The following is a 26,657-nucleotide window of genomic DNA, read 5'->3' as shown; positions in this document are numbered from 1 at the left end:
TCACGCTTGTTTCGCAGGCTTGCGCGAGAAAGCCATGTTCGCGGTCGACAGAATAAACGAGGACCGTCATCATAGGCGCATCGCCACGCGAAGGAGCAAGAAAGAGCGAACCGCGCCAGTCGTAAAGGAGCAGAGCCATGGCCGTCGTAATGATAATGAGCGTTGTATTGATCGCAATGCTTTGCGTCGCAGCCTATACGCTCGCGGTCTATGCGCTGCCCTTCATGCTCGGATTGACGGCCGCGCAGTTCGCCTATCAGACCGGCTCCGGCTTGATCGGCGCGGGCTTGGTCGGGTTGGTCGCGGCCGGCGCAGCCTTCGGCGTCCTGGCGCTTCTCTTTGACTCGCTACGCTCCCCGATCCTGCGCCTCGCCGTGGCGCTGATCTTCGCTGCACCCGCTGCCGTGGCCGGCTATGCGCTGGTCCACGGCGTCACCAAGGAATCGGTCCCGTCCGAAATCTGGCGGCAAATCTTCTGCATCATCGGCGGCGGCTTTGTCGGGATTTCGGCCTTGCTGCGACTGGCAGCACCTTCGGCCAGCGGACCCACGCCCGTTCGCTAATCCAACGGCGTAATATCAAATTGACCCGGCGCTAAAGCGCCGGGGCTTTGTCACTGGCGACCCTCCGGCTCACTACGGCGCAATTTGGAAGCGCGTTCGCCTCCGGGTCGGCGCGGCTGTCGCCGCGTCGTTCGACACCTACCGCCTGGAAATATGGAGAACCGGACGCACGGTAGTTCGGCCAACTGATCTTGTTGTTCGAGAAATTGCTAAGGGCGTTGCCCTCGCGCAGCGCAAGAAAACTCTCTGCCCTTTCGCGGCATAAACGGCCCGCTCCCCGCAAGCGGGTCCCCTCCATTTATTCCACGGTGCCAAAGACTTCTCGTGCGCCTTGCTACCCCTGGCTCGCCGCCGGGCAAGGGTTCAGGAGCGGCGCTTCGCTGCTCTGAACCCAACACCCGAAGGAACAGAGACATGACCAGCGTTACCGACAGTAATCCCCGCATCTATGTTGCCTGCCTTGCAGCTTACAACAACGGCCATCTGCATGGTGCCTGGATCGACGCGGATCAGGACGCCGACGACATCAGGGACGAGATTTCCGCCATGCTTGCGCGTTCCCCGATCAAGGACGCGGAGGAATATGCCATCCATGACTATGAAGGCTTCGAGGGCGTCACCATCAGGGAATATGCAGGCATTGAGAACGTGGCGCGGATGGGCGCTTTCATCGCCGAGCACGGCGCGCTAGGCGCTGGATTGCTGGAGCAGTTCGTCGGCGACATCGATCAGGCCGAGAGCGCCTTGCAGGATTGCTATCACGGACAGCACGCGAGCCTTGCGGACTACATGGAGGAGCTGACCGCCGAGAGCGTCACGATCCCCGAAGCCCTGCGCTACTATGTCGATTGGGAGGCTATGGCACGCGATGCCGAAATGGGCGGCGAGTTCTTCACGATAGAAACGGCACGCGACGAGGTGCATGTCTTTTCCAACAGGTGAGACTTGGGTTGCCTTGCCTGCGCCAGCGGGCAAGGCAACACGCACGACCTCGCAGACTAGTAAAATCACGGAAATGTTGTTAAGAAGAAAATAACTATAAATGTGCGGCCTGGACGAACAACATTCCGTATAACTCCAGCTATATCCAGTGTTGGCGATTTCGGAAACTCTCTATCCGGGCGTTGCCCTGCGCCGCCCGGCATAGGGAGGTGACGCCATGCTTAGCATTGATTGGCGTGCGCCGGCGGCTTACGGGCACGCGAAAGCTATTCCCCCCGCCGGTTTCGCCTGGGAGTATCTTCGTCGCCATGAGGACTATCATCGCGACTTCCAAACAATATCCCAGGTGAAGGAGCCAGCCGGCGACCAGCTTGATGGATTCTCGCAGCGTTGGGGTTTGCGATTTCCCGTGCGATCCCGAAACGCCGCCTGATCGGCAATCCCTGTTCTGGATTCCAAGTCTCCAGCCGCAAGCGGTTCTCTTGTCCCCGGTGCAGCACCGTGACGGGGCGACGGAACCTATAGTGACGCTGGCGCACCTGTCCGACCTCGACCTACGGCACGCGGCGGATGGGTGGCATGGCATCTGGAATGTGGATGGCGTCGCGCATCAATTCTGGCTGCCCCAGGCCGTGCCCGACGCAGCAGCCTTCTATGCCGTATCCCTTCCGATGGATTCTTTCATGGAGCTTCGCGCCCATGCCGCCCGCCGACTTTGGCGGTCCCTCAATGGGCGAGCGCCCGGCGCGGACTTCCGCACCATGCCGGCGCAGCTCCGCAAGTTTCATATCCTGTCCCTGCGCGCGCTCGACGCCCGCTTGCGAGGCGAAAGCTATCGCACCATCGCGGAAGTCCTGCTTGGCTTTCGCGGGACCAAGGAGGATTGGGAAGCCGACCCCCGCAAGAACCAGGCCCGCCGATTGGTCGCGCACGGCCTGAAAATGATGAGGGGCGGCTACCGCCTATTGCTGCACTATCCGATCAAATCGCCTGCCGAGTGAAAAACCGGCAACGATCAGCGCCCGGCCGCGACAGCCTGTTCCAAGATGCGACGATAGCCTTCGCGTGAAAGCCATTGGGCGCGGGCAAGGTGGCTTTCCCAGCATCGCCGCGTCCGCGCTTCATCGCCGACCGGATCGCGATGCAGCACGATTCGCGCGACTTCCATCCAGTCCGCCCCTTCGGCCTTTGCGTCGAGAAGGCGCAGATAGGTGACGTAATGCTGTTCGTCATAAGGCGTTATGTCGTTTCCCGCTGGCGCTTCGTCGTCCACATCGGGATCAAGTTCGACGGGCACTCGCATGGCCGTTTCCCCGTATCCGAGAGGGTTTGTTTGCGGTGCGCCCCCGCAAACGGTGCTCTCTGACTCTGGTGATCGGGGAGTTAGTAACCGCATGACACGGCCCCACGGCCTTTAGTTCGGAGAACCTGTTGCATACGCCGCAGGCTCCCCGACCATAGGTCGAAGAGTGGTGCCAGTTCGGCGACACCTACCTAGTCATGAGGGGTTACTAAGCCCCGAAGCAGCGCGTCCTGCTCCGCGTTCAGTCTTAACCGACCCGCCCGCGAAAGTCTTCGTCTTTTCGGCTTGCCGCCGCTCCCCAAGGGGTGCCGCCAGCGCGTAGGCGCAAATGCGGCACGCTACGCGCCGCCGATCCCTCGCCATGGTTCGCCACAGCCCGCCGAAGTTTTCGGCGGCCACGTCAACCGAACCAGAGGTGATCTTATGGCCATCCGCCGCAATGCGGACCTGCCGCCGCGCCTACTTCGCACACAGGAAGCCGCGCGCTTTCTCGGCTTGTCCGTCCGCACCCTTGAGAAGCACCGCACCTACGGCACCGGCCCGACCTATCGCAAGATCGGCGGCCGTGTCCTCTACACCGTCCGCGACCTTGAAGCCTGGAGCGCGGTCGGCACGCGCAAATCCACCCGCGACAAGAACGCCGGCACGGTTTTTCCCGCGCGTCCGCTCACGCCCAAAGAGCTGGGCGATTGCTAAATGCTGCGCGAGGACGACCATAGCCCCGCGCAGCCGGCCGACGCCAGCGAACGCAGCCGACTCGACCCCTTCGTGGTCGCGACCGGCGACGCCGCACCGCGCGACCAGCGCGATTTGATGGAGCGGCCGTTCTTCTCCCTGGCGAAGACGCCGCGCACCAAGCCGATTTTCTACAAAGCCGCCGATGTCGAGGTGCAGGTGTTCGGGATGCCCGAGCACGGCATGGCGACCATATGGGACGCCGACGTGCTGATATGGGCGGCCTCGCAGATCGTCGCGGCCGAAAACAACGGCCTCACCACGTCACGCTTCGTCCGCTTCACGCCTTACCATCTACTGCGCGCCATCGGGCGGCCGACCGGCAACCATCAATACCTGCTCCTGAAAGCCGCGCTCGCGCGACTGCAATCGACCGTCATCGCCACCACCATCCGCAACGGCCCGCATTGGCGTCGCCGGCAATTTTCATGGATCAACGAGTGGGAGGAAATGACGACGCGCGCCGGCCGCGTCGAGGGCATGGAATTTGTCCTGCCCGAATGGTTCTACAACAGCGTCATCGACCGCTCGTTGGTCCTGACCATCGACCCGGCCTATTTCCGGCTGACAGGCGGCATCGAGCGTTGGCTTTACCGCGTCGCCCGTAAGCACGCCGGCCGCCAGCGCCATGGCTGGCTGTTCGAGTTTGCGCACCTTCATCAGAAATCCGGCAGCCTCGCACGGCCGTCCGATTTCGCGCTCGACTTGCGCCGCATCGCGGCCCGCCAGCCGCTCCCCGGCTATCGACTCCAGATCGAGCGGGAAGACGGCCGTGAGCTGCTTCGCATCCGCCCGGTAAACCTGTCCACAGTGCCTGTTGATAACGGTGTGAATGCCATCGGCACATCAGGCGCACGGGGTATCGGCACATCAGGCGCAACCCTGTCGGCAGATCAGGCGCACGAACCCCAGCTAACGCTTTGGCCTGAAACGCGCAATCCGACCGCTAACTTAGAGTCTAACAGAGAATCTAACTTTTCTTCTTTGACGCGCGCACACGCGAGGCGTGGTGCCGGTGCCGCCGAGCGAGGCGAACCATGACGCCCGCGCTCGACGCGGTGCGCCCGCGCAACCCCCAAGCCATCACCGGAGACGAACAATGACCCGTCGCGCCCATCGCAGCGCGCACGGCCGTCCGCTGCCGGACGGACCCGCGCCCTTCACCACGCTTGTCGAATTGACTTTCGAGAAACGCAAGGTCGAGCACTGGATACGCTTCGGCCGCAAGAGCTACGAACAGATCATCGACCGTCGCCGAAGCGTCGTCGGCTTCGCGCCGAACAACATCTTCGCCTTCGTCCGCTGGGCGGCCGGCGAGCACGGCACGATCATTTCACGCATCGACATCGCGCGGGCCATCGGTCGGGGCGAGCCGTTCCAGACGTTGCCCTTCGTCCGGCCTGGGGGCGACATCCTGTTACGCCTGGACGGCTGGCCGAAAGTGCAGCGCGCACTTGCCGTCATCGACGCCGTGGAGGCGCTGGGCCTCGACCCGGCCGACGTGTCGCCGGACTACTGGCGACACGCGCACAACCGCCTAGCCGCCAATCTGGAGCCGAGCGACTACACGCCGGAACGACATGCGGCGTGGATTGGGCGTCGGAGGATCGACCCGTGACGCGCCGCCGCTATCTCGCCGTCACGGCGCTGGCCGCGATGGGCGTTGCCGTCGCAAGCGCCATCGAGACGCCGACGAAACTCATTTGGAACGCCACGGCCAGCGCGCCGGTAGGCTTCTACACCGTCGAGCCGGCCGACCGGATCGAGGTGCCCGAGCTGGTCGCGGTCATGCCGCCCGAACCGCTCGCCGCCTTCATGGTGCAGCGCGGCTATGTCGGACGCGGCGTGCCGCTGTTGAAGCGCGTCGTCGGCCTTCCAGGGCAGCGGGTTTGCCGCGCCGGCCGCACGATCACGGTTGACGGGATCGAGATGGGCGAGGCGCTGGAGAGCGACCGGATCGGCCGTGAACTGCCCGCCTGGCAGGGCTGCCGCGTCATCGCGCCCGGCGAAATCTTCCTCATGAATTGGGATGTCCGCGACAGCCTGGACGGCCGTTACTTCGGACCCATCCCCGCAAGCTCCGTCATCGGCCGAGCGGTCCCGCTCTGGACCGATGAGGAAGGCGTCGGCCGCTTCGAGTGGCGCGCGCCGACGCACTGACTTCGCGCTTCCCCAACCAATCACAAGGAGACTGACAATGCCCACCAATATCTTTGAACCCACCGCCAACGGTTACGCCGGCCGCGTCCGGCTGTTCGGCATTGACGAGGCAATCGTGCTCGTCGCCATCGAGCCGGGCGACGGCGAGAACACGCCGGCCTATCGCATCCACCTCGACGACGAGGACGGCCCCGAGATCGGCGGGGCGTGGAAACGTGTCGGCGAACGCGCGGGGGACTACATCGCCCTGGAGATCGACAGCCCGCTTTTCCCTGCGCTGTTTCGCCCGGCGCTGTTCCAGGCCGACGACGAGGCACGCACCTTTCGGCTCGCGTGGAAGCGGCCGAAGGCGCGCGAGGATCGGAGCTAATCGGTGCGCGTTCCGGTCATCCCTTTGTTCGCGGAAAAGCCGTCTCATCCCTTCGTCCCGCTCGGCGACCAGACGGCCGGCGCGCGCAGCGAAGGTCAGGGGCGGCCATCGGCCGGCGCTTGCGCCTTGCCCTTGACCGCAGCGAGCACGCTGGCAGGCTGGAGCCATTGCGGAGACAGGGCGGCATGGCGTTGTGCCGTCGTGTTGCTCGCCGGGGCGCTTTCCGTCTGCATAGGATCGAGCGTCGCGGTCGCGCAATCCGTTCCGGTTGTGCGCACTGTCGCGGCCGATCCCCATGCCGCTCACATCGCGGAGGCGTCGCAGCGGTTTGGCATCCCCGAACGCTGGATTCGCGCCGTGCTGCGCGCCGAGAGCGCAGGCGACGTGCGCGCGATTTCGTCGGCCGGCGCTATGGGGTTGATGCAGGTTATGCCCGACACCTGGGCCGGCTTGCGCGCTCGCTATCGGCTCGGCCGCGATCCCTATCAGCCGCGTGACAATATCCTCGCCGGCACCGCCTATCTGCGCGAGATGTGGGATCGCTACGGCAATGTCGGCGCGATGCTCGCGGCCTACAATGCCGGCCCCGGCCGCTACGACGAGCACCGTTCGACCGGCCGTCCGCTGCCGGCCGAAACCCGCGCCTATGTCGCCGCGCTTGCGCCGATCCTTGGCGGCACGGCTGCATCCGAGGCACCATCCCGGCAGTCCGCGCCGCCGCCTGACTGGCGCGACGCGCCGCTCTTTGTGCTGCGCCCGAGCGACAGCCGTGCAGCCGTCGCGCCGTCATCTGGCACGCAAACCGGCGACGCTCGCGCGACCGTTCCGGTGCGCGATCCCGCCGCTACGGAGCCGCAAGACGGCAGCATTTTTGTAGCCCGCGCGAGCGTCGGAGATACGCCATGAAGGTGGCGTTCCCGCGCTCGGCGGCGCTCGTTCCGGTGTGCAGGCAGGCAGGTTTGCGCTTGGCTGCATACCGGGCCGGAAGGGCAGAAAGGGCCGAAAGAGCGGAGGGCAAGATAAAGGAAACCGGCACTAGGTCGGCCGGATTTCTGAAATTGTTGTTGTCTGCACACTGGTTAGGGGAGCCGCGAGCGGCACCATGCTTTTTGATCCCGCGTGCCGCGATATTGCGCAAAGCCTTGGCTTTGCTGGAGTTCGACCGGCACCATGACCGCCGAATGCCCGATTTTCTTGGGTTTTGGCCGAAGGCGCAGCGATGAGCGCCGACGACGAAAACCGCTTCCGCCCGAAGCCCGGCCGCATCCGATCCGACGCGCCGAAGGGCGGCAAGACCAAGAGCTTTATAACCCAGGCGAAGAAGATTGCGCGGCAGCACAGCACCACGTCATCCAGATCGTCGCCGCGTCCAGGCAAGACCCCGACCGCCAAGGGCGGCAAGGGAGCGCGCTCGACTGGAGGACCGGGCGTCCGGCGCGGACGCGGCGCGGCCTTCGTGCGCGCTCGCACCTTGTCGGGCGGCTGGCGTCACAGCGCGCCCGGAATGCGCCGCGTCGTCGTCAAGACCCGCTACGTCAAGGAGGCGGGCAGGAACGGAAGGGCCGCCGCCCATCTGCGCTATATCCAGCGCGACGGCACATCGCGCGACGGCGAGCGCGGCCAGCTCTATTCCGCGACCGAGGACCGTGCCGATGGCGACGCCTTCGTTGAGCGCGGCAAGGAGGATCGGCATCAGTTCCGGTTCATCGTCTCGCCGGAAGACGGTGCGGACTTGACCGACCTGACCGCACACACTCGCGACCTCATGCAGCAGATCGAGGCCGACCTTGGCACGAAACTCGATTGGGTTGCCGTCAACCACTACAACACCGGCCATCCCCATGTGCATGTCATCGTCCGGGGCAAGGACCACCTGGGCGAGAATCTTGTCATCAATGGCGACTATCTCGCCAACGGAATCCGCGAGCGCGCCAGCGAGCTAACGACGCTGGAGCTTGGTCCCGTGACCGAGATCGAGCAGGCTCGCAAGCTGTCGGCCGAGATCGACCAGGACCGTTTCACCCGGATCGACCGCGCCATGACGGAGGAAGCCGACGAGCGGTTCCTAGACCTTCGCCATGAACCGGCCGAGCCGAGGCGGCAATTCAATCGAACGCTGCGCCTGCGCCGTCTCGCCAAGCTGGAAAAGATGGGACTGGCGACCCCACATGCGCCAGGCGTGTGGGAATTGAGCAAGGACATGGAGTCGACCTTGCGCGAGCTGGGCGAGCGCGGCGACATCATCCGCAACATGCACAAGGCGCTAAAGGCCGATGGTCTGGAGCGCGATCCCATGACCTTCCATATCCACGACGGGCCGCCGGAGGCGCCCGTCATCGGGCGCGTCGTCGATAAGTATCTGTCCGACGAGCTGGGCGAGAACCTGACCGTCGTGGTGGACGGCATTGACGGCCGGACCCATCACGTCGCCGGTATCGAACCGGCCCGCGTCGAGGATGCGCGGATAGGCAGCGTCGTCGAGATCGGCCCGGCCGAAACGGCAAGCCGTCCGTCCGACCGAAGCATTGCCGCCATCGCCGAGGACGGCATCTACCGGCCGAGCCGGCATCTGGAGCAGGCCAAGTTCGAGGGGCGCGTTCCGGGCGGCGACTATGAGGGATATGTCGATGCTCATGTGCGCCGGCTGGAGGCATTGCGCCGCGCCGGGATCGTCGAGCGGATCGACGCCGACCAATGGCGCATCCCTGAAGATTTCGAGAGCCGCGCCACCGCCTACGACGCCGGCCGCAATCGGCAGGCCAGCGTTCGCGTCCTTTCGGTGCTCGACCTTGAAAAGCAGATCGGCGCGGACGGCGCGACCTGGCTCGACCGGCGCTTGGTTACGCCCGACGCAACCGACCTTGCATCGGCCGGCTTCGGCCAGCAGGTGCGCGAGGCGATGGACCAGCGCCGCGAGCATCACGTCGAGCATGGCGACGCCACGCGCAGCCGGGACGGCCGAATCTTCTACCGGCGCAATCTTCTCGCCACGCTACGCGAGCGCGAGGTTGCCAACTTCGGCGCGGAGATGGCAGCGAGCAAGGTGCTGCCGTTCCGTGCCGCCGCCGATGGCGAAACCGTCAGCGGCAAGTTCACCGGCACCGTGCAACTGACCAGCGGCAAGTTCGCCATCGTCGAGAAATCGCACGAGTTCACCCTTGTCCCTTGGCGGCCAGTCATCGACCGCCAGCTCGGCCGTGAGATCATGGGCGTCGTGCAGGGCGGTTCGGTGTCGTGGCAGTTGGGGCGGCAGAAGGGGTTGGGACTGTAATGCTGTTTCGACCGCGATGCTGGCAGCGCTGATGCCGGATACCCACAGTCCACCGGCCTGACCTAGCTCATTCACCAGACGTAAACTAAATCATGTGATTGATTTAGTGTCTGATCCACGCTAATGCTGACCGTGGGACACGGGGCCGGCACTCGTCGCGAGCGAGCGAATGGCGGCTTTCAGTTCCCCAAGATGAAGAATGGAGCACGGGCGACATGTCGGGACGAAGGATCGAGCGCGGCGATCAAACTCGCGAGAAGCTGCTTATCGCAGCCGTGGATGTTTTCGGGCGTGTCGGTTTCGACGGCGCGACGACCCGGATGCTTTGCGAGAAGGCCGGGGCAAACCAGCAGGCAATCGCCTACAACTTCGGGAACAAGGAGGGACTTTACCTAGCTGCGGCCACCTCCATCGGGGATGGCATCAAGGATCATATCGCCCCGCTGCGAAGCCTCGTCTTTGCCCGTGTCGAAGAAGCGCGCTCGGGAACGCCGCTTGGCACGGATGAGGCACGCCGCCTGCTGACCGAAATCATTCAGCGGATGGCGGCGCTATTCGTGAGCAGCCGTTCCGAGCCTTGGGCGCGCTTCATTATCCGCGAGCAGATGCAGCCGACTACGGCCTTTCGTTGCCTCTACGACGACTTGATGGGGCCGCTGCTCAATATATGTGACCATCTAATTGGAACCTTGCTCGACGAAGACTCTGCTTCCGAGCATGTGCGCCTCAGAACCCTCGCATTGGTTGGAAGCGTCCTCATGTTCAGGATGGGGCGCGCTTCGGTCCTCGCCGCGCTCGATTGGGAGACGATAGACGACAACGGCCTAGCAGCCATTGAGGCTTTGGTGGTTGAACTCGTTGGGTCCATTGCGCCTGCCTCCCCGAATGTGGGGGGCGCATAGTGTCCCGCCGCATCATCATCCTGGCAGTCATCATCGCGGGCGTCGCAGCGGCGGGATACTACACTCGCGGCTTCGGCTTCTTGGACAAGCCCAACGAGGGGCTGGTCCTTTATGGGAATGTCGATATTCGTCAGGTGAATCTCGGGTTTCGCGTTGCGGGTCGTATCGCCGAAATGCCGATTGATGAAGGTGCTTCGGTCGAGGCTGGGGCAACTCTGGCGCAGCTTGACCAACAGCCATTCATCGACGCGCTGGCGGGTGCGGAAGCGCAGGTTGCGACCGCCCGCGCCGAACTCGAAAAACGGCGCAACGGGAATCGACCCCAGGAAATTGCCCAGGCGGAGGCTGCGGTCGCCGTCCGAAGGGCGGACATGGTGCGAACACGAGAAGCCTTCCAGCGTCGCCGGGCGCTGGTTGCGACCGGCGCTGTATCCCAATCGGTTTTCGAGGCCGCCGAGGCTGAATACCTCGCCGCCGAGGCGCAGCTTCGGGCGGCAGAGGAAGCATTGGCGTTGCTTCGCGCCGGCTCTCGCGTCGAAGACATCGCGGCAGCGGAGGCGCAACTCGCGGCGGCGATAGCAGAACGCGATAGGGTGAAAACCAATCTGGCCGACACGACGCTTAAAGCACCGGACGCTGGCACGATCCTCACGCGAGCGGCCGAGCCCGGTGCCATCGTCCAATCCGGCGCAACCATCTTCACGCTTACCATCAATCGGCCGATCCGGGTGCGCGCCTATGTTGCCGAACCCGACCTTGGGCGGATCGCGCCCGGCATGACCGTGTTCGTAACCACTGACGGCAACCCCAAAGTCTATCGTGGCGTCATCGGCTTCATTTCACCAACCGCTGAATTTACGCCGAGGACGGTCCAGACCGAACAACTGCGCGCCGACCTCGTTTATCGTTTGAGGATCAACGTCACCGATCCCGATGACCGTCTCCGTCAAGGTCAGCCCGTGACCGTGAGGCTCCAGCAGAGCCCGGACCCAGGGGCGGGCCAGTGAAATGACAGAGGCAGTCGCCCACGCTGTAGATGTCACCAAACGCTTCGCGCCCAATGCAGCCCCGGCACTTGATGCCGTGAGCATGGAGGTGATGGGCGGCGTGATGACCGGCTTGGTCGGCCCTGATGGCGCGGGCAAGACAACCCTGATCCGTTTGCTCGCCGGATTGCTCGACCCGGATGAAGGGGAAGTTACCCTTCTCGGCGAGCCCGCCATCGCGGCCGATAGATCGGCACTAGGCTACATGCCGCAACGCTTCGGACTCTACGAAGACCTGTCGGTTATCGAGAACCTTTCACTCTACGCTGATCTTCGCGGCTTACCCCCAGGGAAAGAACGCACGGAGCGCTTTTCCCAACTCCTGTCTTTCACGGACCTTGAGCGATTCCGCCCCCGGTTGGCTGGCCGTCTATCGGGTGGCATGAAGCAAAAGCTGGGCCTCGCCTGCGCGCTGGTGCGGCCCCCTCGCGTGCTGCTGCTTGATGAGCCTGGCGTTGGCGTCGATCCCGTGGCCAGACGGGAACTATGGGCGATGGTCCGCCAGCTCACGACGGAGGGCATGGGCGTCGTCTGGTCCACCGCCTATCTCGACGAGGCCGAGAAGTGCGATACGGTATTCCTGCTGAACGAAGGCAAGCTGCTGTTCAGTGGACCGCCGAAGCGGCTGACATCCCGTGTCGAAGGTCGGACCTATCGTCTGTTTGGTCCTTCCGAAAGCCGGCGGTCTTTACTCGCCAGCCTTGTCCTTCGCGACGATGTAAAGGACGCCACCATTCAGGGCGCTTCCGTTCGCGTCCTCATGGACGAAGGCGCTGCTGCGCCGACCACAGAACGATTCGGAATGTCGCAGGGCGACCGAATCGAAGCCGTGCAGCCGCGATTTGAGGATGCGTTCATTGACATCCTTGGTGGAGGACCGAAAGGCGTCAGCCAACTCGCCGCGAGCTACAAGCCTATCGAAAAGTCCGACGCGCCGGCCATCGAGGCGCGAGGGCTTACCAAGGTTTTTGGGACGTTCACGGCGGCAGGCGACATCACATTCTCCGTGCCGCAAGGCCGAATATTCGGCCTTCTGGGGCCGAATGGCGCTGGCAAGTCCACGACCTTCAAGATGCTTTGCGGGCTTCTCACGCCGACAGCGGGCGAAGGCCGCGTTGCTGGCCATGATCTTCGCACCGCCAGCGCGGAGGCGCGTCAGTCTCTCGGCTACATGGCGCAGAAATTTTCTTTGTATGGCGATCTTAGCGTCAAACAAAATCTGGACTTCTTCGCCGGAGCCTATGGCTTGAATCGACGCCAGCGGGCCGAGGCCGTTGCGCGCGTCATCGACATTTTCCAGCTTGAACGTCATCTGCCGGTGAACAGCGGAACATTGCCGCTGGGCTTCAAGCAACGGCTCTCGCTTGCCTGCGCCGTGCTCCATCAACCGCCCGTGCTTTTCTTGGATGAGCCGACATCGGGCGTGGACCCTATCACCCGCCGCGAGTTCTGGTTGCACATCAACGGCCTCGTGCAACGCGGCGTGACGGTGCTCGTCACCACCCACTTTATGGAAGAAGCGGAATATTGCGACCGCATAGCGCTGATCTATCGCGCGCAGGAAATCGCCCAAGGCACGCCCGAAGACCTCAAAACCCGCGCGGCTGAAATCAGTGGCGGCACAGACCTTACGATGGAGGACGCTTTCATTGCGTTGATCGAGGAAACGGATCGAAAGCGGGAGGCCGCATGAACGACCGCTTCTATCCTCGACGCTTCATGGCCCTGCTCGTCAAGGAGTCGCTACAGATTCTCCGCGACCCCTCGACGATGCTGATCGCCTTTGTGCTGCCGCTGCTCCTGCTTTTCCTGTTTGGATACGGCGTGTCTCTCGATACGGCGAGGACGCGGATCGGCTTGGCGGTTCAAGATTCCAGCGAAGCGGCGGCCAGCCTAGCGGGGGCTTACCGATCATCCCGGTGGTTTGAGGTTCAATCCCGGCGCGACGTGACTTCGCTCAAGGATGAACTGATCGCCGGGCATATCCGGGGCATCGTGGTCATTCCGAGTGATTTCGGCCAGAGGGTCGCAGCCGGGATCGACGCACCGATCCAGGTGATTACCGATGGCTCGCTGCCGAACACGGCATCCTTTGTTGCCGCCTATGCCGAAGGTGTGCGGGCCACCTGGGCGGAAGGCCGTGCATTGGATCGTGGCGTGCGACTAGCTCCCGCAATCGCCCCGCTGCCCCGCTTCTGGTTCAATCCGGGCCTCGAAAGTCGCTTCGCTCTCATTCCCGGCTCGATCAGCATTGTCATGACGATGATCGGGACGCTTCTGACCGCGCTCGTCGTCGCGCGGGAATGGGAGCGCGGCACGCTCGAAGCGTTGATGGCTACGCCCGTCAGCATGGGCGAGTTCCTGGCCACGAAAATCATTCCTTATTTCGTGCTCGGGCTCGGTTCGATGACGCTCTGCGTCGTCGTGGCCGTCTTCCTGTTCGGCGTGCCCTTTAGAGGGTCGATCCTCGCGCTGTATGCGGTTGGCGCGGCCTTCCTCATGCCGGCATTGGGCCAAGGCTTGCTGATTTCGGCGGCGACGAAAAATCAGTTCGTGGCCAGTCAGGTTGCGTTGCTCACGGCATTTATGCCGGGCCTGCTGCTGTCTGGATTTCTGTTCGAGATCGGCTCGATGCCGAAATTCATTCAGGGGATGACCTATGCGGTTCCAGCCCGCTACTTCATCCCGCCCCTGACCAGCGTTTTCGTGGTCGGCGATCTTTGGCCGATGTTCGTTCGCAGCATCCTGGCGATGCTGGGTTTCGGCCTCCTGTTCTTCGGCCTCGCCTTCCGAGTGACGCGCCGGAGGATCGCATGATGAGTTCCGCCAGCTTCGCGCGACTATCTGCGATCATCGTGAAAGAGCTATGGGCGGTCTTTCGCGACCCCAGGGCTCGCATCACCCTTATTGCGCCTCCCTTGCTCCAACTCGTCCTGTTCGGATTCGCAGCGACATTGGAAGTGCGCAACTTCGACGTTGGCGTGCTCGACCGCGATTCCGGCATCTGGAGCCATGAAATTGTTTCGCGGGTGGCAGGCAGCCCCAACGTCGGCCGCATCGTGCCGCTCGCCTCGCCCGACGACATGCGGGAGGCAATCAACAATCAGCAGGTCATCGCCGTTCTCAGTTTCGATTCGCGATTCAGCGCGGCTATCGAGGGCGGGCAGATTGGCGAGGTTCAGATCGTCCTAGACGGGCGACGCTCGAACGCATCGCAGATCGTTTCCTCATACCTGCAACAGATCATTGGCCAGGTCGCAGCCGAAGCGCGCCCCGCCGCAACTCCAGGGCAGTCCACTACCCGAACCGTCGTCACCAACTGGTTCAATCCCGCGCTGATATACCTTTGGTTCGTGATGCCGGCGTTGCTTGTGACCCTGGGCGCAACCGGCACCTTGTCGATTACGGCTCAATCCGTTGCCCGCGAGCGGGAGCTAGGCACCTTCGATCAGCTTATGGTTTCGCCGTTGAGGGTCCACGAAATCCTCATTGGCAAGATGGCACCGCCTTTGCTGATCGGATTCTTCAATGCCACGCTCTATGTGATCCTTATCCCCACGGTCTTCGGAGTGCCGCTTACCGGCTCCGTGGCGTCGTTCTACTTCTCTCTGTTCTTCTATGTAGTGTCGCTGATCGGCGTCGGGATGCTGGTATCCACGTTGTCGCAAACCCAGCAACAAGCCTTTCTCGGCATGTTTCTGGTGACGGTGCCGCTAATTCTGCTGTCCGGCTTCGCCACTCCAGTCGATAACATGCCCGGCTGGCTACAGGTGATCGCTTTCGCCAATCCCTGCCGGCATTTCCTCGTCGTCTCCGAAGGCGTCTTCCTGAAAGACATGCCGGCGGCGGTCATTCTCGCGAACACATGGCCGCTAGCGGCTATCGCGTCCGTCACGCTGACCGTTTCGGCAATTCTTTTCCGCGCTCGGATGGAGTAGCCCATGCGTCATCCCCCGTTCCCGGCACTACTAGCCTCTCTTAGCGTTGCGGCCTGCACGGTCGGACCAAGCTATGTCGAATCCAGCCCGGCGGTGGCGCCCGGCTGGATTTCGGCTGCCAACCCACATCCGATTGATGAAGATTGGTGGCGCTCGTTCAATGATCCACAGCTCGTTGAACTTGTGGAATTGGCAGTAACCAGCAACCACGACGTTCGGGAGGCGGAAGCGCGCCTACGCGAAGCGCGGGCGCTGCGCGACGTCGCACGCGGTCGCGCCGGTCCAGATGCAGCATTATCCGGCGCGGCCACGGCGAACCGCGTCAGCGAAAACGGTCAATTGCCGGTTGCCAATGTTCCGGGGTTCGATCCTCAATTTTCCCTTTTCGATTTCGGATTCGATGCGTCGTGGGAAATCGACCTATGGGGCCGAACACGGCGTAGCATCGAAGCGGCGGACGCCCGTGCAGAGGCAATTCAGGAAGCCCGGCGCAATGTCATCTTACAGGTGATCGCAGAGGTTGTCCGAAGCTACGTCGATCTACGCGGTTCCCAAACTAGGCTGTTGGTTGCTCGCGCAGACGCCAACGCACAGCAGGCCATCGCCAGCCTGGTCGAAAGGCGGTTTAGGGCCGGCGAGGCGTCGCGCTTTGACTTTGCTCGTGCCGACACACAGGCTCGGGCAGCCAGCGTAAGCCTTGATGGGATTGAGGCCGACGCGCGCGCGGCAGCCTATCGCTTATCCTTGCTAACTGGCCAAGCACCGGGGGCGACTTCACTTCGGCTGTTGAGCCCTGGGTCGCTTCCGGTTGCTCCATCGCAGGTTACGGCTGGGCTTCCATCCGAACTGTTAAGGCGACGCCCGGATATACGTCAGGCAGAGCGCGAATTGGCGGCTTTCACCGCTGACGTTGGCGTGGCCACGGCTGACCTCTTTCCGCGACTATCGCTCATTGGGTCGATTGGTCAGCAAGCTCAGAGCGCAGGCGATCTGGCATCGGGGGCGAGCACACGATTGCAAGTTGGGCCGAGCTTCCATTGGCCCATATTCTCCATGGGGCGCATCCGAGCGCAGATTCGGGCGGCGGATGCCCGAGCCGATGCAGCCATGATCCGCTACGAGCGGAGCGTAACGGGCGCGCTTACCGACAGTGAGACGGCGCTTAACCGATATGCCGCCGCACAGATCATGCGCCGGAAAGCGGAGGGGGCGACAACGCAGGCGGCCGCTGCGGTCGATCTTGCCCGCCAGCGCTACCAGGCTGGCGAGGACGACCTAACGATATTGCTGGACGCGCAATCCGCATACAGCGCTGCGGAGCGTGCGAGCCTTGATGCTCGCGTCGGCGAGCTGATGGCCGTTGTCGCTCTCTACAAGGCACTAGGGGGCGGATGGGAGGCCGCCGTCTCATGATCGGTCTGCCACTGATTTTCCGGTCAGACATTCACAATGTTCCCGGTGTCCGGCGCGACGGTCGCCGTCGATTGACCGAGCACAGGTGAAACGGTGCGGCGGCGGCGTTCAACACCCATGATCGACCGCAAATGGGGAGTGCCGACCTCGTTGGGTTCACGCATTCCCCTCGCGTCCCTCATTCAAACGCTCGCCGTCGCCGAATATCTGAACTTCCGGCACGCTGCGAACGCACTCGGCGTCAGCCTGTCGAGCGTCAGTGCTCGCGTGAAGACGCTGGAGCAAGACCTTGGCGTTTTGCTGTTCGAGCGCCATGCGCGAGGCGTCCGGCTGACAGAGGCCGGTCGCCAGTTCGTCGAGCATGTTGCGGCCGGCGTCGATCAACTCGACCATGCCGTGAAGACCGCCGGCATGGCGGCGTCAGGAGAGTGCGGACGCCTGCGCATCGGCGTCCATGCCCTGATCCCTCGCAGCTTCCTCGCAGGACTGATCGGACAGTATCGCGAAGACTATCCCGGCATCGAAGTCGAGATCACGGAAGGCACGGCACGCGATGCGGTTATGCAATTGCGCGCCGACCGTCTGGACATCGTATTCATGGCAGGCACGCCCGAGCTACCCGACTGCCACACGCGGCGGATATGGACCGAACCGCTGGTCGCCGCGCTGCCGGATAGGCATCGGCTCGCCAAGCAAGCCGCCGTCACCTGGGCCGATCTAGCGGGCGAGACGTTCCTTGCCCGGCACGGCGGCACCGGCCCACAAGTCCATGACCATATCGTGCTGCGCCTTGCCGGACGCTGGCCGGCATCATCTATCCAACGCTTCGATGTCGAGCGCGGCACGCTGCTTTCCATGGTCGGACAGGGCTTCGGCGTCACCATCGTCGGCGCGGCTACGTCGCTGCTACGAACTTCCGACGTTACTTTCCTTCCGGTCGCGGACGAACCGGAGCCGGTTCCTTTCTCGGCCGTCTGGTCGCCATTCAACTGTAGCGCGGCGCTTCGCAATTTGCTCACCCTCGCAAGAGAAATGGGGCGAACTATCCCGGCGGATTGAGTCTCGTCCGCGATTCGTTACGGTCTTCCCGCGACAGACATCCGCGCAGACAATGAGTGGACGCAACCCGTCCTATTTGCCGCCGATAGTATCCGACAGCCCTCCCGCTCCACCTTTACTGTTGCCTGTCCCATAATTGCCTACTCTCTGATCGGCTCCGTCTCTTTTTCCGACTGGAGCCTGTATGCGCGGAGGCCGAATCCTTTGGGGTCAGATCGCCGTCGTCTTCACCATCGTTCTGGTGATGACCTGGGCGGCGACGCAATGGACCGCATGGCGTCTCGGCTTTCAGGCGCAGCTCGGCAATCCATGGTTCGAGCTGGCCGGCTGGCCGATCTACTACCCACCCGCGCTGTTCTGGTGGTGGTATGCCTTCGACGCCTATGCACCTTCGATTTTCGTCGAGGGCGGCGTCATCGCAGCGTCGGGCGGGCTTATGGCCATCGCCGCCGCAATCATGATGTCGATCATCCGGGCGCGGGAGGCGCGCAACGTCGCCACCTATGGATCGGCACGATGGGCCGAGGACAAGGAAATCCGCACGGCCGGATTGCTCGGCCCGGATGGCGTCGTGCTCGGCCGGCGCGAACGCGACTATCTGCGCCATGACGGCCCCGAGCATGTCCTTTGCTTCGCGCCGACCCGCAGCGGAAAGGGCGTCGGGCTTGTCGTTCCCACGCTGCTGACCTGGCCGGGAAGCTGCATTGTCCACGACATAAAAGGAGAAAACTGGACGCTGACTGCCGGCTTCCGGGCGAAGCATGGCCGCGTCCTACTATTCGATCCGACCAACGCGAAGTCGTCGGCCTACAACCCGCTACTGGAGGTGCGCCAGGGCGAATGGGAAGTCCGCGACGTGCAGAACATCGCGGATATTCTCGTCGATCCCGAAGGGAGCTTGGATCGAAGAAACCATTGGGAGAAGACGAGCCACAGCCTGCTTGTCGGCGCAATCCTGCACGTTCTCTATGCCGAACCCGACAAGACGCTGGCTGGCGTCGCCAGCTTCCTTTCCGATCCGAAGCGCCCCGTCGAGGCGACCTTGCGCGCGATGATGGACACCCCGCACCTGGGCGAAGCCGGCGTTCATCCCGTCATCGCGTCATCGGCCCGCGAGCTGTTGAACAAGAGCGAGAACGAGCGCAGCGGCGTGTTGTCCACCGCCATGTCGTTCTTGGGTTTATATCGCGATCCCGTCGTGGCGCGCGTCACGGCGCGGTGCGACTGGCGCATTGCCGATCTTGTCGGCAGCAAGAAGCCGGTCAGCCTCTACCTTGTCGTGCCGCCGTCCGACATCAACCGCACCAAGCCGCTCATTCGCCTGATCCTCAATCAGATTGGCAGGCGGTTGACGGAGGAATTGCACACGTCCGGCAAGCGGCATCGGCTGCTGTTGATGCTCGACGAGTTTCCTGCGCTCGGCCGGCTGGATTTTTTTGAATCCGCGCTCGCCTTCATGGCCGGATATGGCCTCAAAAGCTTTTTGATCGCGCAGAGCCTCAACCAGATCGAAAAGGCTTACGGGGCGAACAACAGCGTATTGGATAATTGTCACGTCCGCGTCGCCTTCGCGACGAACGACGAGCGGACGGCGAAAAGGATCAGCGATGCGCTCGGCACCGCGACCGAGCTGCGCGATTCTACCAACTATGCCGGCCACCGGCTTGCGCCGTGGCTAGGGCATTTGATGGTTTCGCGGCAGGAGACGGCACGGCCGCTGCTCACGCCTGGAGAGGTGATGCAGCTTCCGCCGAGCGACGAAATCGTGATGGTCGCCGGCACGCCGCCCATCCGCGCGACCAAGGCCCGCTATTTCGAGGATGCGCGGTTCATGGAACGCATCCTGACCCCGCCCGATCCGGCAGCCGATCCCGCCGCCGCGAACCCGTCATCCGACGATTGGTCGAGCCGCATCGTCGCGGCGACGAAAGCAGCGGCCCAGGCCACGGCTGGCGGGACCGAAGGCGATCCGGCCAATGCCGGCATCCGCCGCGAGCCGGAATTGCCGGAGCATGAGGAAATCGTCGCGCCGCCACGTCCGCCCGAACAGGAGTTCGACATTCTGGACGATGAACCGGACGTTGACGCCGCCAAAGCCCGCGCGCTGCGCCAGCGTATGCGGATGGTCGCGCGGCAAGCGTCGCTCGACCCCGGCGACGGCATCGAGCTTTGAGGATACGCCCATGACCACCCGAACCCGCATGAACGTCTATTTCGCCCCGGACTTGCTCGCCCAGGTCGAGGCGCTGGCGCTGCGCCGCCAAGTGTCGAAATCCGCCATCGTCGAGGCAGCCGTCGCTTCCTTCCTGTCCGGCGACAGTTCGGATCGGCTGGAGGCGGCCATGTCGCGCCGCCTCGACAAGCTCGGCCGCGAGATCCACGCGCTCGACGAGGATCTTGCCGTGCTCGGCGAAACCGTCTCGCTGTTCGTCAACATCTGGCTTTCCGCCACGCCGCCGCTGCCGGAGAGCGCGCAGGCCGCCGCCCGCGCGAAAGGTGCCGAACGGTTCGAGGGTTTCATGCAGACGCTCGGCCGGCGTCTTGCGACCGGCGACAGGTTCCTCAAAGAGTTGTCGCGCGATGTCGATTCGCTTCCCGATAGTCCATCGCAAGATCAGTTCGAGGCCGATGGCAGCGTAACCTGAATTTCCAACCCGTCCTATTCGCCGCCGATAGCCGCCGATCACCGCATCCTCTTCGATACTTGTTGAATCAGCCTGATTTCAGGCTCCTTTAATCGACCCCGTTGCGGGGACGGTCTGTCGCGCCCCGTCAGGAATCGGGGCCGATATGACATCCACACACCATAAGCCGGAAGCGATACAGCGCGGCGCGCGCATGTTGCGCACCGCGCTCGGCGCGGCCATCGCCCGGTTTCTGGAAGACCCGGCCGTGGTCGAGGTCATGCTGAATCCAGACGGGCGAATCTGGATCGACCGACTTTCCGAAGGGCTGGCCGACACGGGCGAAACGATGTCGCCGGCCGATGGCGAACGCATCGTCCGTCTTGTCGCTCACCACGTCGGCGCAGAGGTTCACGCGCGATCCCCGCGCGTCTCGGCAGAGCTTCCCGAAACCGGCGAGCGGTTTGAGGGACTTTTGCCGCCCGTCGTCGCTGCACCGGCATTTGCGATCAGGAAGCCCGCCGTCGCGGTGTTCAGCCTCGATGACTATGTAGCTGCCGGCATCATGTCCGCCGACCAGGCCGTGACGTTGCGCACCGCCGTCGCATCGCGTGCGAACATCCTTGTCGCGGGCGGCACGAGCACCGGCAAAACGACGCTGACCAATGCGCTGCTCGCCGAGGTGGCGAAGGGCGCGGATCGCGTCGTCATCATCGAGGATACGCGCGAGCTGCAATGCGCCGCGCCCAACCTTGTCGCCATGCGGACGAAAGACGGCGTGGCGACGCTATCCGATCTAGTGCGGTCCTCGCTTCGCCTGCGCCCCGACCGCATCCCCATCGGCGAGGTGCGCGGCGCGGAAGCCCTCGACCTACTCAAAGCCTGGGGCACGGGCCATCCGGGCGGCATCGGCACCATCCATGCCGGCACCGGCATCGGCGCGCTCCGTCGCCTTGAACAGCTCATTCAAGAGGCTGTCGTCACGGTCCCGCGCGCTCTGATCGCGGAAACCATCGACCTTGTTGCCGTCCTTTCCGGGCGCGGTTCCGCGCGCCGGCTGGCCGAACTCGCCCGCGTCGAAGGGCTGGGGCCGGACGGCGATTACCGCATCACCCCCGCAATCCCCAACAGCACAGGAGAACCCAAATGATCCGCACGCTTTCGCGCGGCTACCGCACCATGGCGACCGCAACCGCCGCTGTTTCCATCAGCATGATCCTCGCCCCGGCCGCTCATGCGTCCGGCTCGTCAATGCCGTGGGAGCAACCGCTTCAACAAGTCCTTCAATCCATCGAAGGGCCGGTTGCCAAGGTGGTGGCCGTTATCATCATCATCGCAACCGGCCTGACCCTGGCGTTCGGCGATACGTCGGGCGGCTTCCGTCGCCTGATCCAGATCGTATTCGGTCTGTCCATCGCGTTCGCGGCATCGAGCTTCTTCCTGTCGTTCTTCTCGTTCGGCGGCGGGGCGCTCGTTTGATGGCCGCCGTCCTCGAACAACTCGACGCGGTGCCGGGATTTTCGGTCCCGGTCCATCGGGCGCTGACCGAGCACATCATGCTCGGCGGCGCACCGCGCTCCATCGCCATCATGAACGGCACTCTCGCCGGGGCCGTGGGCCTTGGCCTGCGCCTCTGGCTTGTGGGCCTCGCCATATGGGCCATCGGCCATTTCGCGGCCGTATGGGCGGCGAAGCGCGACCCGCTCTTTGTCGAGGTGGGGCGGCGGCATCTGCGCATCCCCGCAAACCTTGCAGCGTGAGGGCGTGGCCATGATGAACCTCGCCGAATATCGCCGCACCGCCAGTCGCCTTGCCGACTTTCTGCCCTGGGCCGCGCTGGTCGGCTCTGGCGTCGTCTTGAACAAGGACGGCTCATTCCAGCGCACGGCCAGGTTTCGCGGTCCCGATTTGGATTCCGCCGTTGCGGCCGAGCTGGTCGCCGTCGCCGGTCGCATCAACAACGCCTTCCGCCGTCTCGGATCGGGCTGGGCGATTTTCGTCGAGGCGCAGCGCAGCGAGGCCGCGACCTATCCCGACAGCACCTTTCCCGATCCCGCGTCGGCCTTGCTCGACGCCGAGCGCAAGGCCGCCTTCGAGGAAGCCGGCGCGCATTTCGTGTCGGGCTATTTCCTGACCTTCCTCTACATGCCCCCGGCCGAGGAAGCCGCCCGCGCCGAAACCTGGCTCTATGAAGGCCGCGAGCAATCCGGCGTCGATCCCTATGAAGTGCTGCGCGGTTTCATCGACCGCACCGACCGCGTGCTCGCATTGCTCGACGGCTTCATGCCGTCCTGCCGGTGGCTCGACGACAGCGAAACGCTGACCTACCTCCATTCCACCGTCTCGACCAACCGGCATCGCGTCCGCGTTCCCGAAACGCCGATCTATCTCGACGCGCTGCTCGCCGACCAGCCGTTGACCGGCGGGCTGGAGCCGCGCCTTGGCGACCAGCATCTCCGCGTCCTGACCGTCACCGGCTTTCCCACCGCGACAACGCCCGGCCTGCTCGACGACTTGAACCGGCTCGCCTTCCCGTATCGCTGGAGCACGCGCGCGGTCCTGCTCGACAAGACCGACGCGACGAAGCTGCTCACCAGGATCAGGCGACAATGGTTCGCGAAGCGCAAAAGCATCGCCGCGATCTTGAAAGAAGTGATGACCAACGAGGCATCCGTTCTCGTCGATACGGACGCCGCCAACAAGGCCGCCGACGCCGACATGGCCTTGCAGGAGCTTGGGGCCGATGTCGCCGGCATGGCCTACGTCACCGCCACCATCACCGTATGGGACGCGGACCCCAGGATTGCCGACGAGAAATTGCGGCTGGCCGAAAAGGTCATCCAGGGCCGCGACTTCACCGCCATGGTGGAGACGGTCAACGCGGTTGACGCATGGCTCGGCAGCTTGCCCGGCCACGCCTACGCCAACGTCCGGCAGCCGCCCATCAGCACTTTGAATCTCGCCCACATGATCCCGCTTTCAGCGGTGTGGGCGGGGCCGGAACGGGACGAGCATTTCGGTGCGCCCCCTCTGCTTTATGCAAAGACCGAAGGCTCGACCCCGTTCCGGTTTTCCCTTCACGTCGGCGATGTCGGCCATACGCTCGTCGTCGGCCCCACAGGCGCGGGTAAGTCCGTCTTGCTCGCACTTATGGCGCTCCAGTTCCGGCGCTACGACCGCAGCCAAGTCTTCGCCTTCGATTTCGGCGGCAGCATCCGCGCCGCGTCGCTCGCAATGGGCGGCGACTGGCACGACCTAGGCGGCGGCCTGACCGAAGGTTCCGACGCTTCCGTATCGCTCCAGCCGCTCGCCCGCATTCACGACACCTATGAACGCGCCTGGGCCGCCGACTGGATCGTGGCCATCCTCATGCGCGAAGGCATGACGATCACGCCGGAGGTGAAGGAACATATCTGGACGGCGCTGACCTCGCTTGCCTCCGCGCCAATCGGGGAACGCACCATCACCGGCCTCGCGGTGCTGCTGCAATCCAACGACCTCAAACAAGCCCTTCGGCCGTATTGCGTCGGCGGTCCCTATGGCCGGCTGCTCGATGCCGAAGCCGAACATCTCGGCTCGGCCGACGTGCAGGCGTTCGAGATCGAGGGACTTGTCGGCACGGGAGCCGCGCCCGCCGTTTTGGCCTACCTGTTTCACCGCATCGGCGACAGGTTGGACGGGCGGCCGACGCTGCTCATCATCGACGAGGGTTGGCTTGCGCTCGACGATGAAGGCTTTGCCGGCCAGCTCCGCGAGTGGCTTAAAACGCTGCGCAAGAAGAACGCCAGCGTCATCTTCGCCACGCAAAGCCTGTCCGACATCGACGGCAGCAACATTGCGCCTGCGATCATCGAGAGCTGCCCGACGCGGCTGCTTTTGCCGAACGAACGCGCCATCGAGCCGCAGATCACCGCCATCTATCGGCGCTTCGGCCTCAATGACCGCCAGATAGAGTTGATAGCCCGCGCTACGCCGAAGCGGGACTACTACTGCCAGTCGCGGCGCGGCAATCGCCTATTCGAGCTGGGCCTGTCCGAAATCGGCCTCGCGCTCTGCGCCGCATCCGCCAAATCCGATCAGACACTCATTGCGCAGATCGTCGCCGAACACGGCCGCGACGGCTTTCTCGCGGCCTGGCTCACGACCCGCGATGTCGGCTGGGCCGTCGATCTTCTTCCGAACTTCCCGACGCTGATCCCCCAAACCGAAAAGGAGTCCCAACCATGACCATTCGTCTTTTCCGCTCGCGCGCCATCGTCATGGCCGCAACGGTCCTCGCCGCGCCGCTCGCGATTTCGCCCATGCTGGCGACGCCGGCACATGCGCAATTCGGAAGGATCGTCTTCGACCCGTCGAACTATGCGCAAAACATCCTCACGGCCGCGCGCACGCTGGAGCAGATCAATCATCAGATCACGTCGCTCCAGAACGAGGCGACGATGTTGATGAACCAGGCGCGCAATCTGGCGAGCCTGCCGTTCTCGTCGCTCCAGCAGCTTCAACAGAACGTCCAGCGCACGCAGCAGCTTTTGAGCCAGGCGCAGAACATCGCCTTCGACGTGCAGCGCATCGACCAGGCGTTCCAGCAGCAATACGGCAACGTGTCGATGTCGGCGACGGATCAGCAGCTCGTCGCCAACGCTCGCACGCGCTGGCAGAACACCGTAGGCGGCTTGCAGGACGCCATGCGCGTTCAGGCCGGCGTAGTCGGCAACATCGACAGCAACCGCACGCAGATGTCGGAGCTGGTCGGCCAGAGCCAGAACGCGACCGGCGCGCTCCAGGCGACGCAAGCCGGCAACCAGCTTCTAGCCCTCCAGTCGCAGCAGCTTTCCGACCTTGTTGCGTTGCTAGCAGCCAACGGCCGGGCGGGCGCGCTGACCGAGGCCGAACGCGCAGCGGCAGCCGAACAGGGGCGCGAGCAGCGCCGTCGCTTCCTCACGCCCGGCAACGGCTACCAGCCCGGCAACGCGCAAATGTTCAACAACGGCAATTGAGGGCGCGGCCATGGACGGCAAGATGCTGGCCCGGCTGGGCGCAATCGTATTCGTGGCCATCGCCATCACGGCGACAGCCATCGAAATGACCCGCAAGGAAGACGCGCCGGCATCACCGCCGCGTCTTGCCGGCCTGCCGCGCGACTATACCGGCCCGGTCCTGGGGCCGCCGCTGCCGGGCGACCTCGGCAGACCCATCTTGGATGCGCAGAACAGGGGCCAGCCCGTCGTGCCGCCGACGATCACCACGCCGCCCGTGGATCGCGCCGAGGAACGCCGGCTTGCCGAGGAAGAAGCCGCGCGCGTCAGCCGCGTGTTCTTCCAGACCGAGGCCCGCACCGGCAGCCCGGCCGCAACGCCGGGCGGCGCGACCACGCCGGGACTTCCCGGCCTCGACCTTGCCGGCCTGACAGGGCAACCCGGCCAGCAGACCGCGCAGGACAAGCAGCTTGCGTTCCTCAATGCACCCGTCGATCGCCGCACCACGTCGTCGGATCGCGTCATGGCTCCAGCCTCGCCCTTCGTGCTCCAGGCCGGGGCCGTGATCCCGGCTGCGCTCATTACCGGCATCCGTTCCGATCTTCCGGGCCAGATCACCGCCCAGGTGACGCAGCACATCTATGACAGCCCGACCGGCAGCCTGCTCCTGATCCCGCAGGGGACGCGGATCATCGGGCAGTATGACAATAGCGTTCAGTTCGGCCAGCGCCGTGTGCTGCTCGTCTGGAATCGGCTGATCCTCCCCAATGGCCGCTCTATCGTTCTGGAGCGCCAGCCGGGCGCGGATAGCCAGGGCTACGCCGGTCTTGAGGATGGCGTCGATTATCATTGGTGGGATTTGGCGAAGGCCGCCGGCCTTTCGACGTTACTTGCGGTCGGCACGGAGCTGGCCGTCAGCGACGAGGACCGCCTTGTGCGCGCCATCCGCGACGGGGCGCAGGACACCATCAACGACGCCGGCCAGCAGATCATCCGCCGCCAGTTGCAGGTTGCGCCGACGCTCACGATCAGGCCGGGCTTCCCCGTCCGCGTGATCGTCACCCGCGACCTTGTGCTCGAACCATACAGAGGTTGACCATGAGCAAGCTGAAACTCGGCACGTTGCCCGACGACAAGCCCGTTAAGGTGTCACGCGAATTGCCCGCGACACTCTTTCGAGATTTGCAACTTTATGGACGCTTGTTGGCAGGGGCAGGACAGCCGCCGATAGAGCCGGAAAAGCTAATTGTGCCGATGCTGGAACGCTTCCTCGCCACGGATCGAGAGTTTCAGAAGGCCCGCCGCGCGGCCAGCTAACCTAGTTGGCGGCACCCGACAGCAGGGGTGCCGCCAGC

The 26,657-nt window shown here is 64.0% G+C and carries 29 protein-coding genes; 28 read left to right on the top strand and 1 reads right to left on the bottom strand.

Going from position 1 to position 26,657, the window contains the following annotated elements:
• Window positions 1-137: 137 nt before the first annotated feature.
• The 4 genes from DRF71_RS04470 to DRF71_RS04450 all read left to right on the top strand — a co-directional run bounded on the left by DRF71_RS04470 (window position 138) and on the right by DRF71_RS04450 (window position 2,506).
• On the top strand, window positions 138-563 hold the full coding sequence (locus DRF71_RS04470; RefSeq protein WP_003043905.1) for a hypothetical protein: 426 nt from the start codon (window positions 138-140) through the stop codon (window positions 561-563).
• A 414-nt stretch (window positions 564-977) separates the two neighbouring features.
• Window positions 978-1,505: an antirestriction protein ArdA gene (locus DRF71_RS04460; RefSeq protein WP_003043907.1), complete on the top strand. Its 528-nt coding sequence runs from the start codon at window positions 978-980 to the stop codon at window positions 1,503-1,505.
• A 217-nt stretch (window positions 1,506-1,722) separates the two neighbouring features.
• On the top strand, window positions 1,723-1,938 hold the full coding sequence (locus DRF71_RS29340) for a transcriptional regulator domain-containing protein (protein WP_081856739.1): 216 nt from the start codon (window positions 1,723-1,725) through the stop codon (window positions 1,936-1,938).
• 91 nt (window positions 1,939-2,029) lie between these two features.
• Window positions 2,030-2,506 carry a DUF2285 domain-containing protein gene (locus tag DRF71_RS04450; RefSeq protein ID WP_232831297.1) on the top strand — a complete coding sequence of 159 codons (477 nt, stop codon included), beginning with the start codon at window positions 2,030-2,032 and terminating at the stop codon, window positions 2,504-2,506.
• Between the two features lie 14 nt (window positions 2,507-2,520).
• Here the strand turns inward: DRF71_RS04450 and DRF71_RS04445 are convergent, their stop codons facing one another.
• On the bottom strand, window positions 2,521-2,808 hold the full coding sequence (locus DRF71_RS04445) for a DNA -binding domain-containing protein (RefSeq protein WP_112309314.1): 288 nt from the start codon (window positions 2,806-2,808) through the stop codon (window positions 2,521-2,523).
• Window positions 2,809-3,231: 423 nt separating this feature from the next.
• Between DRF71_RS04445 and DRF71_RS04440 the strand changes: the two genes are divergently transcribed.
• The 24 genes from DRF71_RS04440 to DRF71_RS04325 all read left to right on the top strand — a co-directional run bounded on the left by DRF71_RS04440 (window position 3,232) and on the right by DRF71_RS04325 (window position 26,619).
• Complete coding sequence (locus tag DRF71_RS04440) at window positions 3,232-3,504, top strand: helix-turn-helix transcriptional regulator (protein WP_003052294.1); 273 nt, start codon at window positions 3,232-3,234, stop codon at window positions 3,502-3,504.
• Window positions 3,505-4,584: a replication initiator protein A gene (locus DRF71_RS04435; protein ID WP_030540320.1), complete on the top strand. Its 1,080-nt coding sequence runs from the start codon at window positions 3,505-3,507 to the stop codon at window positions 4,582-4,584. It begins immediately after the preceding gene.
• Window positions 4,585-4,642: 58 nt separating this feature from the next.
• Window positions 4,643-5,161: a DUF2840 domain-containing protein gene (locus DRF71_RS04430; RefSeq protein WP_046846274.1), complete on the top strand. Its 519-nt coding sequence runs from the start codon at window positions 4,643-4,645 to the stop codon at window positions 5,159-5,161.
• A complete protein-coding gene (locus tag DRF71_RS04425) occupies window positions 5,158-5,703 on the top strand; it encodes a S26 family signal peptidase (RefSeq protein ID WP_112309313.1) in 546 nt (181 codons plus the stop codon). The genes DRF71_RS04430 and DRF71_RS04425 overlap by 4 nt, the downstream gene beginning before the upstream one ends.
• A 37-nt stretch (window positions 5,704-5,740) precedes the next feature.
• Complete coding sequence (locus DRF71_RS04420) at window positions 5,741-6,073, top strand: DUF736 domain-containing protein (RefSeq protein WP_112309312.1); 333 nt, start codon at window positions 5,741-5,743, stop codon at window positions 6,071-6,073.
• 3 nt (window positions 6,074-6,076) lie between these two features.
• Window positions 6,077-6,979 carry a lytic transglycosylase domain-containing protein gene (locus tag DRF71_RS04415; protein ID WP_112309311.1) on the top strand — a complete coding sequence of 301 codons (903 nt, stop codon included), beginning with the start codon at window positions 6,077-6,079 and terminating at the stop codon, window positions 6,977-6,979.
• Entirely contained in the window at window positions 6,976-7,296 is a 321-nt protein-coding gene (locus DRF71_RS04410; RefSeq protein WP_112309310.1) for a hypothetical protein, read from the top strand. Before DRF71_RS04415 ends, DRF71_RS04410 begins: the two co-directional genes overlap by 4 nt.
• The gene (locus tag DRF71_RS29210) at window positions 7,293-9,344 is read left to right on the top strand and encodes a relaxase/mobilization nuclease domain-containing protein (protein WP_112309309.1); all 2,052 of its coding nucleotides are present in this window, start codon (window positions 7,293-7,295) and stop codon (window positions 9,342-9,344) included. Before DRF71_RS04410 ends, DRF71_RS29210 begins: the two co-directional genes overlap by 4 nt.
• A gap of 215 nt (window positions 9,345-9,559) precedes the next feature.
• Window positions 9,560-10,246 carry a CerR family C-terminal domain-containing protein gene (locus DRF71_RS04400; protein ID WP_112309308.1) on the top strand — a complete coding sequence of 229 codons (687 nt, stop codon included), beginning with the start codon at window positions 9,560-9,562 and terminating at the stop codon, window positions 10,244-10,246.
• On the top strand, window positions 10,246-11,253 hold the full coding sequence (hlyD, locus tag DRF71_RS04395) for a secretion protein HlyD (protein WP_112309307.1): 1,008 nt from the start codon (window positions 10,246-10,248) through the stop codon (window positions 11,251-11,253). The genes DRF71_RS04400 and hlyD overlap by 1 nt, the downstream gene beginning before the upstream one ends.
• A gap of 1 nt (window position 11,254) precedes the next feature.
• Entirely contained in the window at window positions 11,255-12,985 is a 1,731-nt protein-coding gene (locus DRF71_RS04390; protein ID WP_030540330.1) for an ATP-binding cassette domain-containing protein, read from the top strand.
• Window positions 12,982-14,109 carry an ABC transporter permease gene (locus DRF71_RS04385; RefSeq protein WP_003052322.1) on the top strand — a complete coding sequence of 376 codons (1,128 nt, stop codon included), beginning with the start codon at window positions 12,982-12,984 and terminating at the stop codon, window positions 14,107-14,109. Before DRF71_RS04390 ends, DRF71_RS04385 begins: the two co-directional genes overlap by 4 nt.
• Window positions 14,109-15,230, top strand: a complete 1,122-nt coding sequence (locus DRF71_RS04380) for an ABC transporter permease (RefSeq protein ID WP_112309983.1) — start codon at window positions 14,109-14,111, stop codon at window positions 15,228-15,230. The genes DRF71_RS04385 and DRF71_RS04380 overlap by 1 nt, the downstream gene beginning before the upstream one ends.
• A 3-nt stretch (window positions 15,231-15,233) precedes the next feature.
• A complete protein-coding gene (locus DRF71_RS04375; RefSeq protein WP_112309306.1) occupies window positions 15,234-16,643 on the top strand; it encodes an efflux transporter outer membrane subunit in 1,410 nt (469 codons plus the stop codon).
• Between the two features lie 117 nt (window positions 16,644-16,760).
• Window positions 16,761-17,702 carry a LysR family transcriptional regulator gene (locus tag DRF71_RS04370; protein ID WP_030540334.1) on the top strand — a complete coding sequence of 314 codons (942 nt, stop codon included), beginning with the start codon at window positions 16,761-16,763 and terminating at the stop codon, window positions 17,700-17,702.
• Window positions 17,703-17,886: 184 nt separating this feature from the next.
• Window positions 17,887-19,875: a conjugal transfer protein TraG gene (locus DRF71_RS04365; RefSeq protein WP_112309305.1), complete on the top strand. Its 1,989-nt coding sequence runs from the start codon at window positions 17,887-17,889 to the stop codon at window positions 19,873-19,875.
• A gap of 10 nt (window positions 19,876-19,885) precedes the next feature.
• Window positions 19,886-20,347, top strand: coding sequence for a CopG family transcriptional regulator (locus tag DRF71_RS04360; protein WP_003052333.1), 462 nt, complete (start codon window positions 19,886-19,888; stop codon window positions 20,345-20,347).
• A gap of 193 nt (window positions 20,348-20,540) precedes the next feature.
• Window positions 20,541-21,476, top strand: a complete 936-nt coding sequence (gene trbB / locus DRF71_RS04355; protein ID WP_456300087.1) for a P-type conjugative transfer ATPase TrbB — start codon at window positions 20,541-20,543, stop codon at window positions 21,474-21,476.
• Window positions 21,473-21,805 (top strand): TrbC/VirB2 family protein, encoded by a 333-nt coding sequence (locus DRF71_RS04350; RefSeq protein WP_003052341.1) that lies wholly within the window; start codon window positions 21,473-21,475, stop codon window positions 21,803-21,805. Before trbB ends, DRF71_RS04350 begins: the two co-directional genes overlap by 4 nt.
• On the top strand, window positions 21,805-22,086 hold the full coding sequence (locus tag DRF71_RS04345; RefSeq protein WP_003052343.1) for a VirB3 family type IV secretion system protein: 282 nt from the start codon (window positions 21,805-21,807) through the stop codon (window positions 22,084-22,086). The genes DRF71_RS04350 and DRF71_RS04345 overlap by 1 nt, the downstream gene beginning before the upstream one ends.
• Before the next feature lie 10 nt (window positions 22,087-22,096).
• A complete protein-coding gene (trbE, locus tag DRF71_RS04340; RefSeq protein ID WP_112309303.1) occupies window positions 22,097-24,553 on the top strand; it encodes a conjugal transfer protein TrbE in 2,457 nt (818 codons plus the stop codon).
• Entirely contained in the window at window positions 24,550-25,323 is a 774-nt protein-coding gene (gene trbJ, locus DRF71_RS04335; protein WP_112309302.1) for a P-type conjugative transfer protein TrbJ, read from the top strand. Before trbE ends, trbJ begins: the two co-directional genes overlap by 4 nt.
• A 10-nt stretch (window positions 25,324-25,333) precedes the next feature.
• Complete coding sequence (locus tag DRF71_RS04330) at window positions 25,334-26,398, top strand: TrbI/VirB10 family protein (RefSeq protein ID WP_232831295.1); 1,065 nt, start codon at window positions 25,334-25,336, stop codon at window positions 26,396-26,398.
• A 2-nt stretch (window positions 26,399-26,400) separates the two neighbouring features.
• On the top strand, window positions 26,401-26,619 hold the full coding sequence (locus DRF71_RS04325) for a DUF2274 domain-containing protein (RefSeq protein WP_030540344.1): 219 nt from the start codon (window positions 26,401-26,403) through the stop codon (window positions 26,617-26,619).
• Window positions 26,620-26,657 lie beyond the last annotated feature (38 nt).

The organism is Pseudogemmobacter bohemicus (assembly GCF_003290025.1).
GTDB classification, from domain to species: Bacteria; Pseudomonadota; Alphaproteobacteria; order Rhodobacterales; family Rhodobacteraceae; genus Pseudogemmobacter; species Pseudogemmobacter bohemicus.
The sequence above is the reverse complement of the archived record's forward strand: the minus strand, read 5'-3'. Positions and strand labels throughout refer to the sequence as shown.

Excerpts from the sequence above, each read along its gene's own strand:
- DRF71_RS04440 (WP_003052294.1), top strand. The coding sequence starts at position 3,232 with ATGGCCATCCGCCGCAATGCGGACCTGCCGCCGCGCCTACTTCGCACA.
- DRF71_RS04400 (WP_112309308.1), top strand. The coding sequence starts at position 9,560 with ATGTCGGGACGAAGGATCGAGCGCGGCGATCAAACTCGCGAGAAGCTG.
- DRF71_RS04375 (WP_112309306.1), top strand. The coding sequence starts at position 15,234 with ATGCGTCATCCCCCGTTCCCGGCACTACTAGCCTCTCTTAGCGTTGCG.
- DRF71_RS04360 (WP_003052333.1), top strand. The coding sequence starts at position 19,886 with ATGACCACCCGAACCCGCATGAACGTCTATTTCGCCCCGGACTTGCTC.
- DRF71_RS04390 (WP_030540330.1), top strand. The coding sequence starts at position 11,255 with ATGACAGAGGCAGTCGCCCACGCTGTAGATGTCACCAAACGCTTCGCG.
- DRF71_RS04385 (WP_003052322.1), top strand. The coding sequence starts at position 12,982 with ATGAACGACCGCTTCTATCCTCGACGCTTCATGGCCCTGCTCGTCAAG.
- DRF71_RS04435 (WP_030540320.1), top strand. The coding sequence starts at position 3,505 with ATGCTGCGCGAGGACGACCATAGCCCCGCGCAGCCGGCCGACGCCAGC.
- DRF71_RS04350 (WP_003052341.1), top strand. The coding sequence starts at position 21,473 with ATGATCCGCACGCTTTCGCGCGGCTACCGCACCATGGCGACCGCAACC.
- DRF71_RS04345 (WP_003052343.1), top strand. The coding sequence starts at position 21,805 with ATGGCCGCCGTCCTCGAACAACTCGACGCGGTGCCGGGATTTTCGGTC.
- DRF71_RS04330 (WP_232831295.1), top strand. The coding sequence starts at position 25,334 with ATGGACGGCAAGATGCTGGCCCGGCTGGGCGCAATCGTATTCGTGGCC.
- DRF71_RS29340 (WP_081856739.1), top strand. The coding sequence starts at position 1,723 with ATGCTTAGCATTGATTGGCGTGCGCCGGCGGCTTACGGGCACGCGAAA.
- DRF71_RS04325 (WP_030540344.1), top strand. The coding sequence starts at position 26,401 with ATGAGCAAGCTGAAACTCGGCACGTTGCCCGACGACAAGCCCGTTAAG.
- DRF71_RS29210 (WP_112309309.1), top strand. The coding sequence starts at position 7,293 with ATGAGCGCCGACGACGAAAACCGCTTCCGCCCGAAGCCCGGCCGCATC.
- DRF71_RS04370 (WP_030540334.1), top strand. The coding sequence starts at position 16,761 with ATGATCGACCGCAAATGGGGAGTGCCGACCTCGTTGGGTTCACGCATT.
- DRF71_RS04380 (WP_112309983.1), top strand. The coding sequence starts at position 14,109 with ATGAGTTCCGCCAGCTTCGCGCGACTATCTGCGATCATCGTGAAAGAG.
- DRF71_RS04460 (WP_003043907.1), top strand. The coding sequence starts at position 978 with ATGACCAGCGTTACCGACAGTAATCCCCGCATCTATGTTGCCTGCCTT.
- DRF71_RS04470 (WP_003043905.1), top strand. The coding sequence starts at position 138 with ATGGCCGTCGTAATGATAATGAGCGTTGTATTGATCGCAATGCTTTGC.
- DRF71_RS04420 (WP_112309312.1), top strand. The coding sequence starts at position 5,741 with ATGCCCACCAATATCTTTGAACCCACCGCCAACGGTTACGCCGGCCGC.
- trbB (WP_456300087.1), top strand. The coding sequence starts at position 20,541 with ATGTTGCGCACCGCGCTCGGCGCGGCCATCGCCCGGTTTCTGGAAGAC.
- trbJ (WP_112309302.1), top strand. The coding sequence starts at position 24,550 with ATGACCATTCGTCTTTTCCGCTCGCGCGCCATCGTCATGGCCGCAACG.
- trbE (WP_112309303.1), top strand. The coding sequence starts at position 22,097 with ATGATGAACCTCGCCGAATATCGCCGCACCGCCAGTCGCCTTGCCGAC.
- DRF71_RS04430 (WP_046846274.1), top strand. The coding sequence starts at position 4,643 with ATGACCCGTCGCGCCCATCGCAGCGCGCACGGCCGTCCGCTGCCGGAC.
- DRF71_RS04410 (WP_112309310.1), top strand. The coding sequence starts at position 6,976 with ATGAAGGTGGCGTTCCCGCGCTCGGCGGCGCTCGTTCCGGTGTGCAGG.
- DRF71_RS04365 (WP_112309305.1), top strand. The coding sequence starts at position 17,887 with ATGCGCGGAGGCCGAATCCTTTGGGGTCAGATCGCCGTCGTCTTCACC.
- DRF71_RS04445 (WP_112309314.1), bottom strand. The coding sequence starts at position 2,808 with ATGCGAGTGCCCGTCGAACTTGATCCCGATGTGGACGACGAAGCGCCA.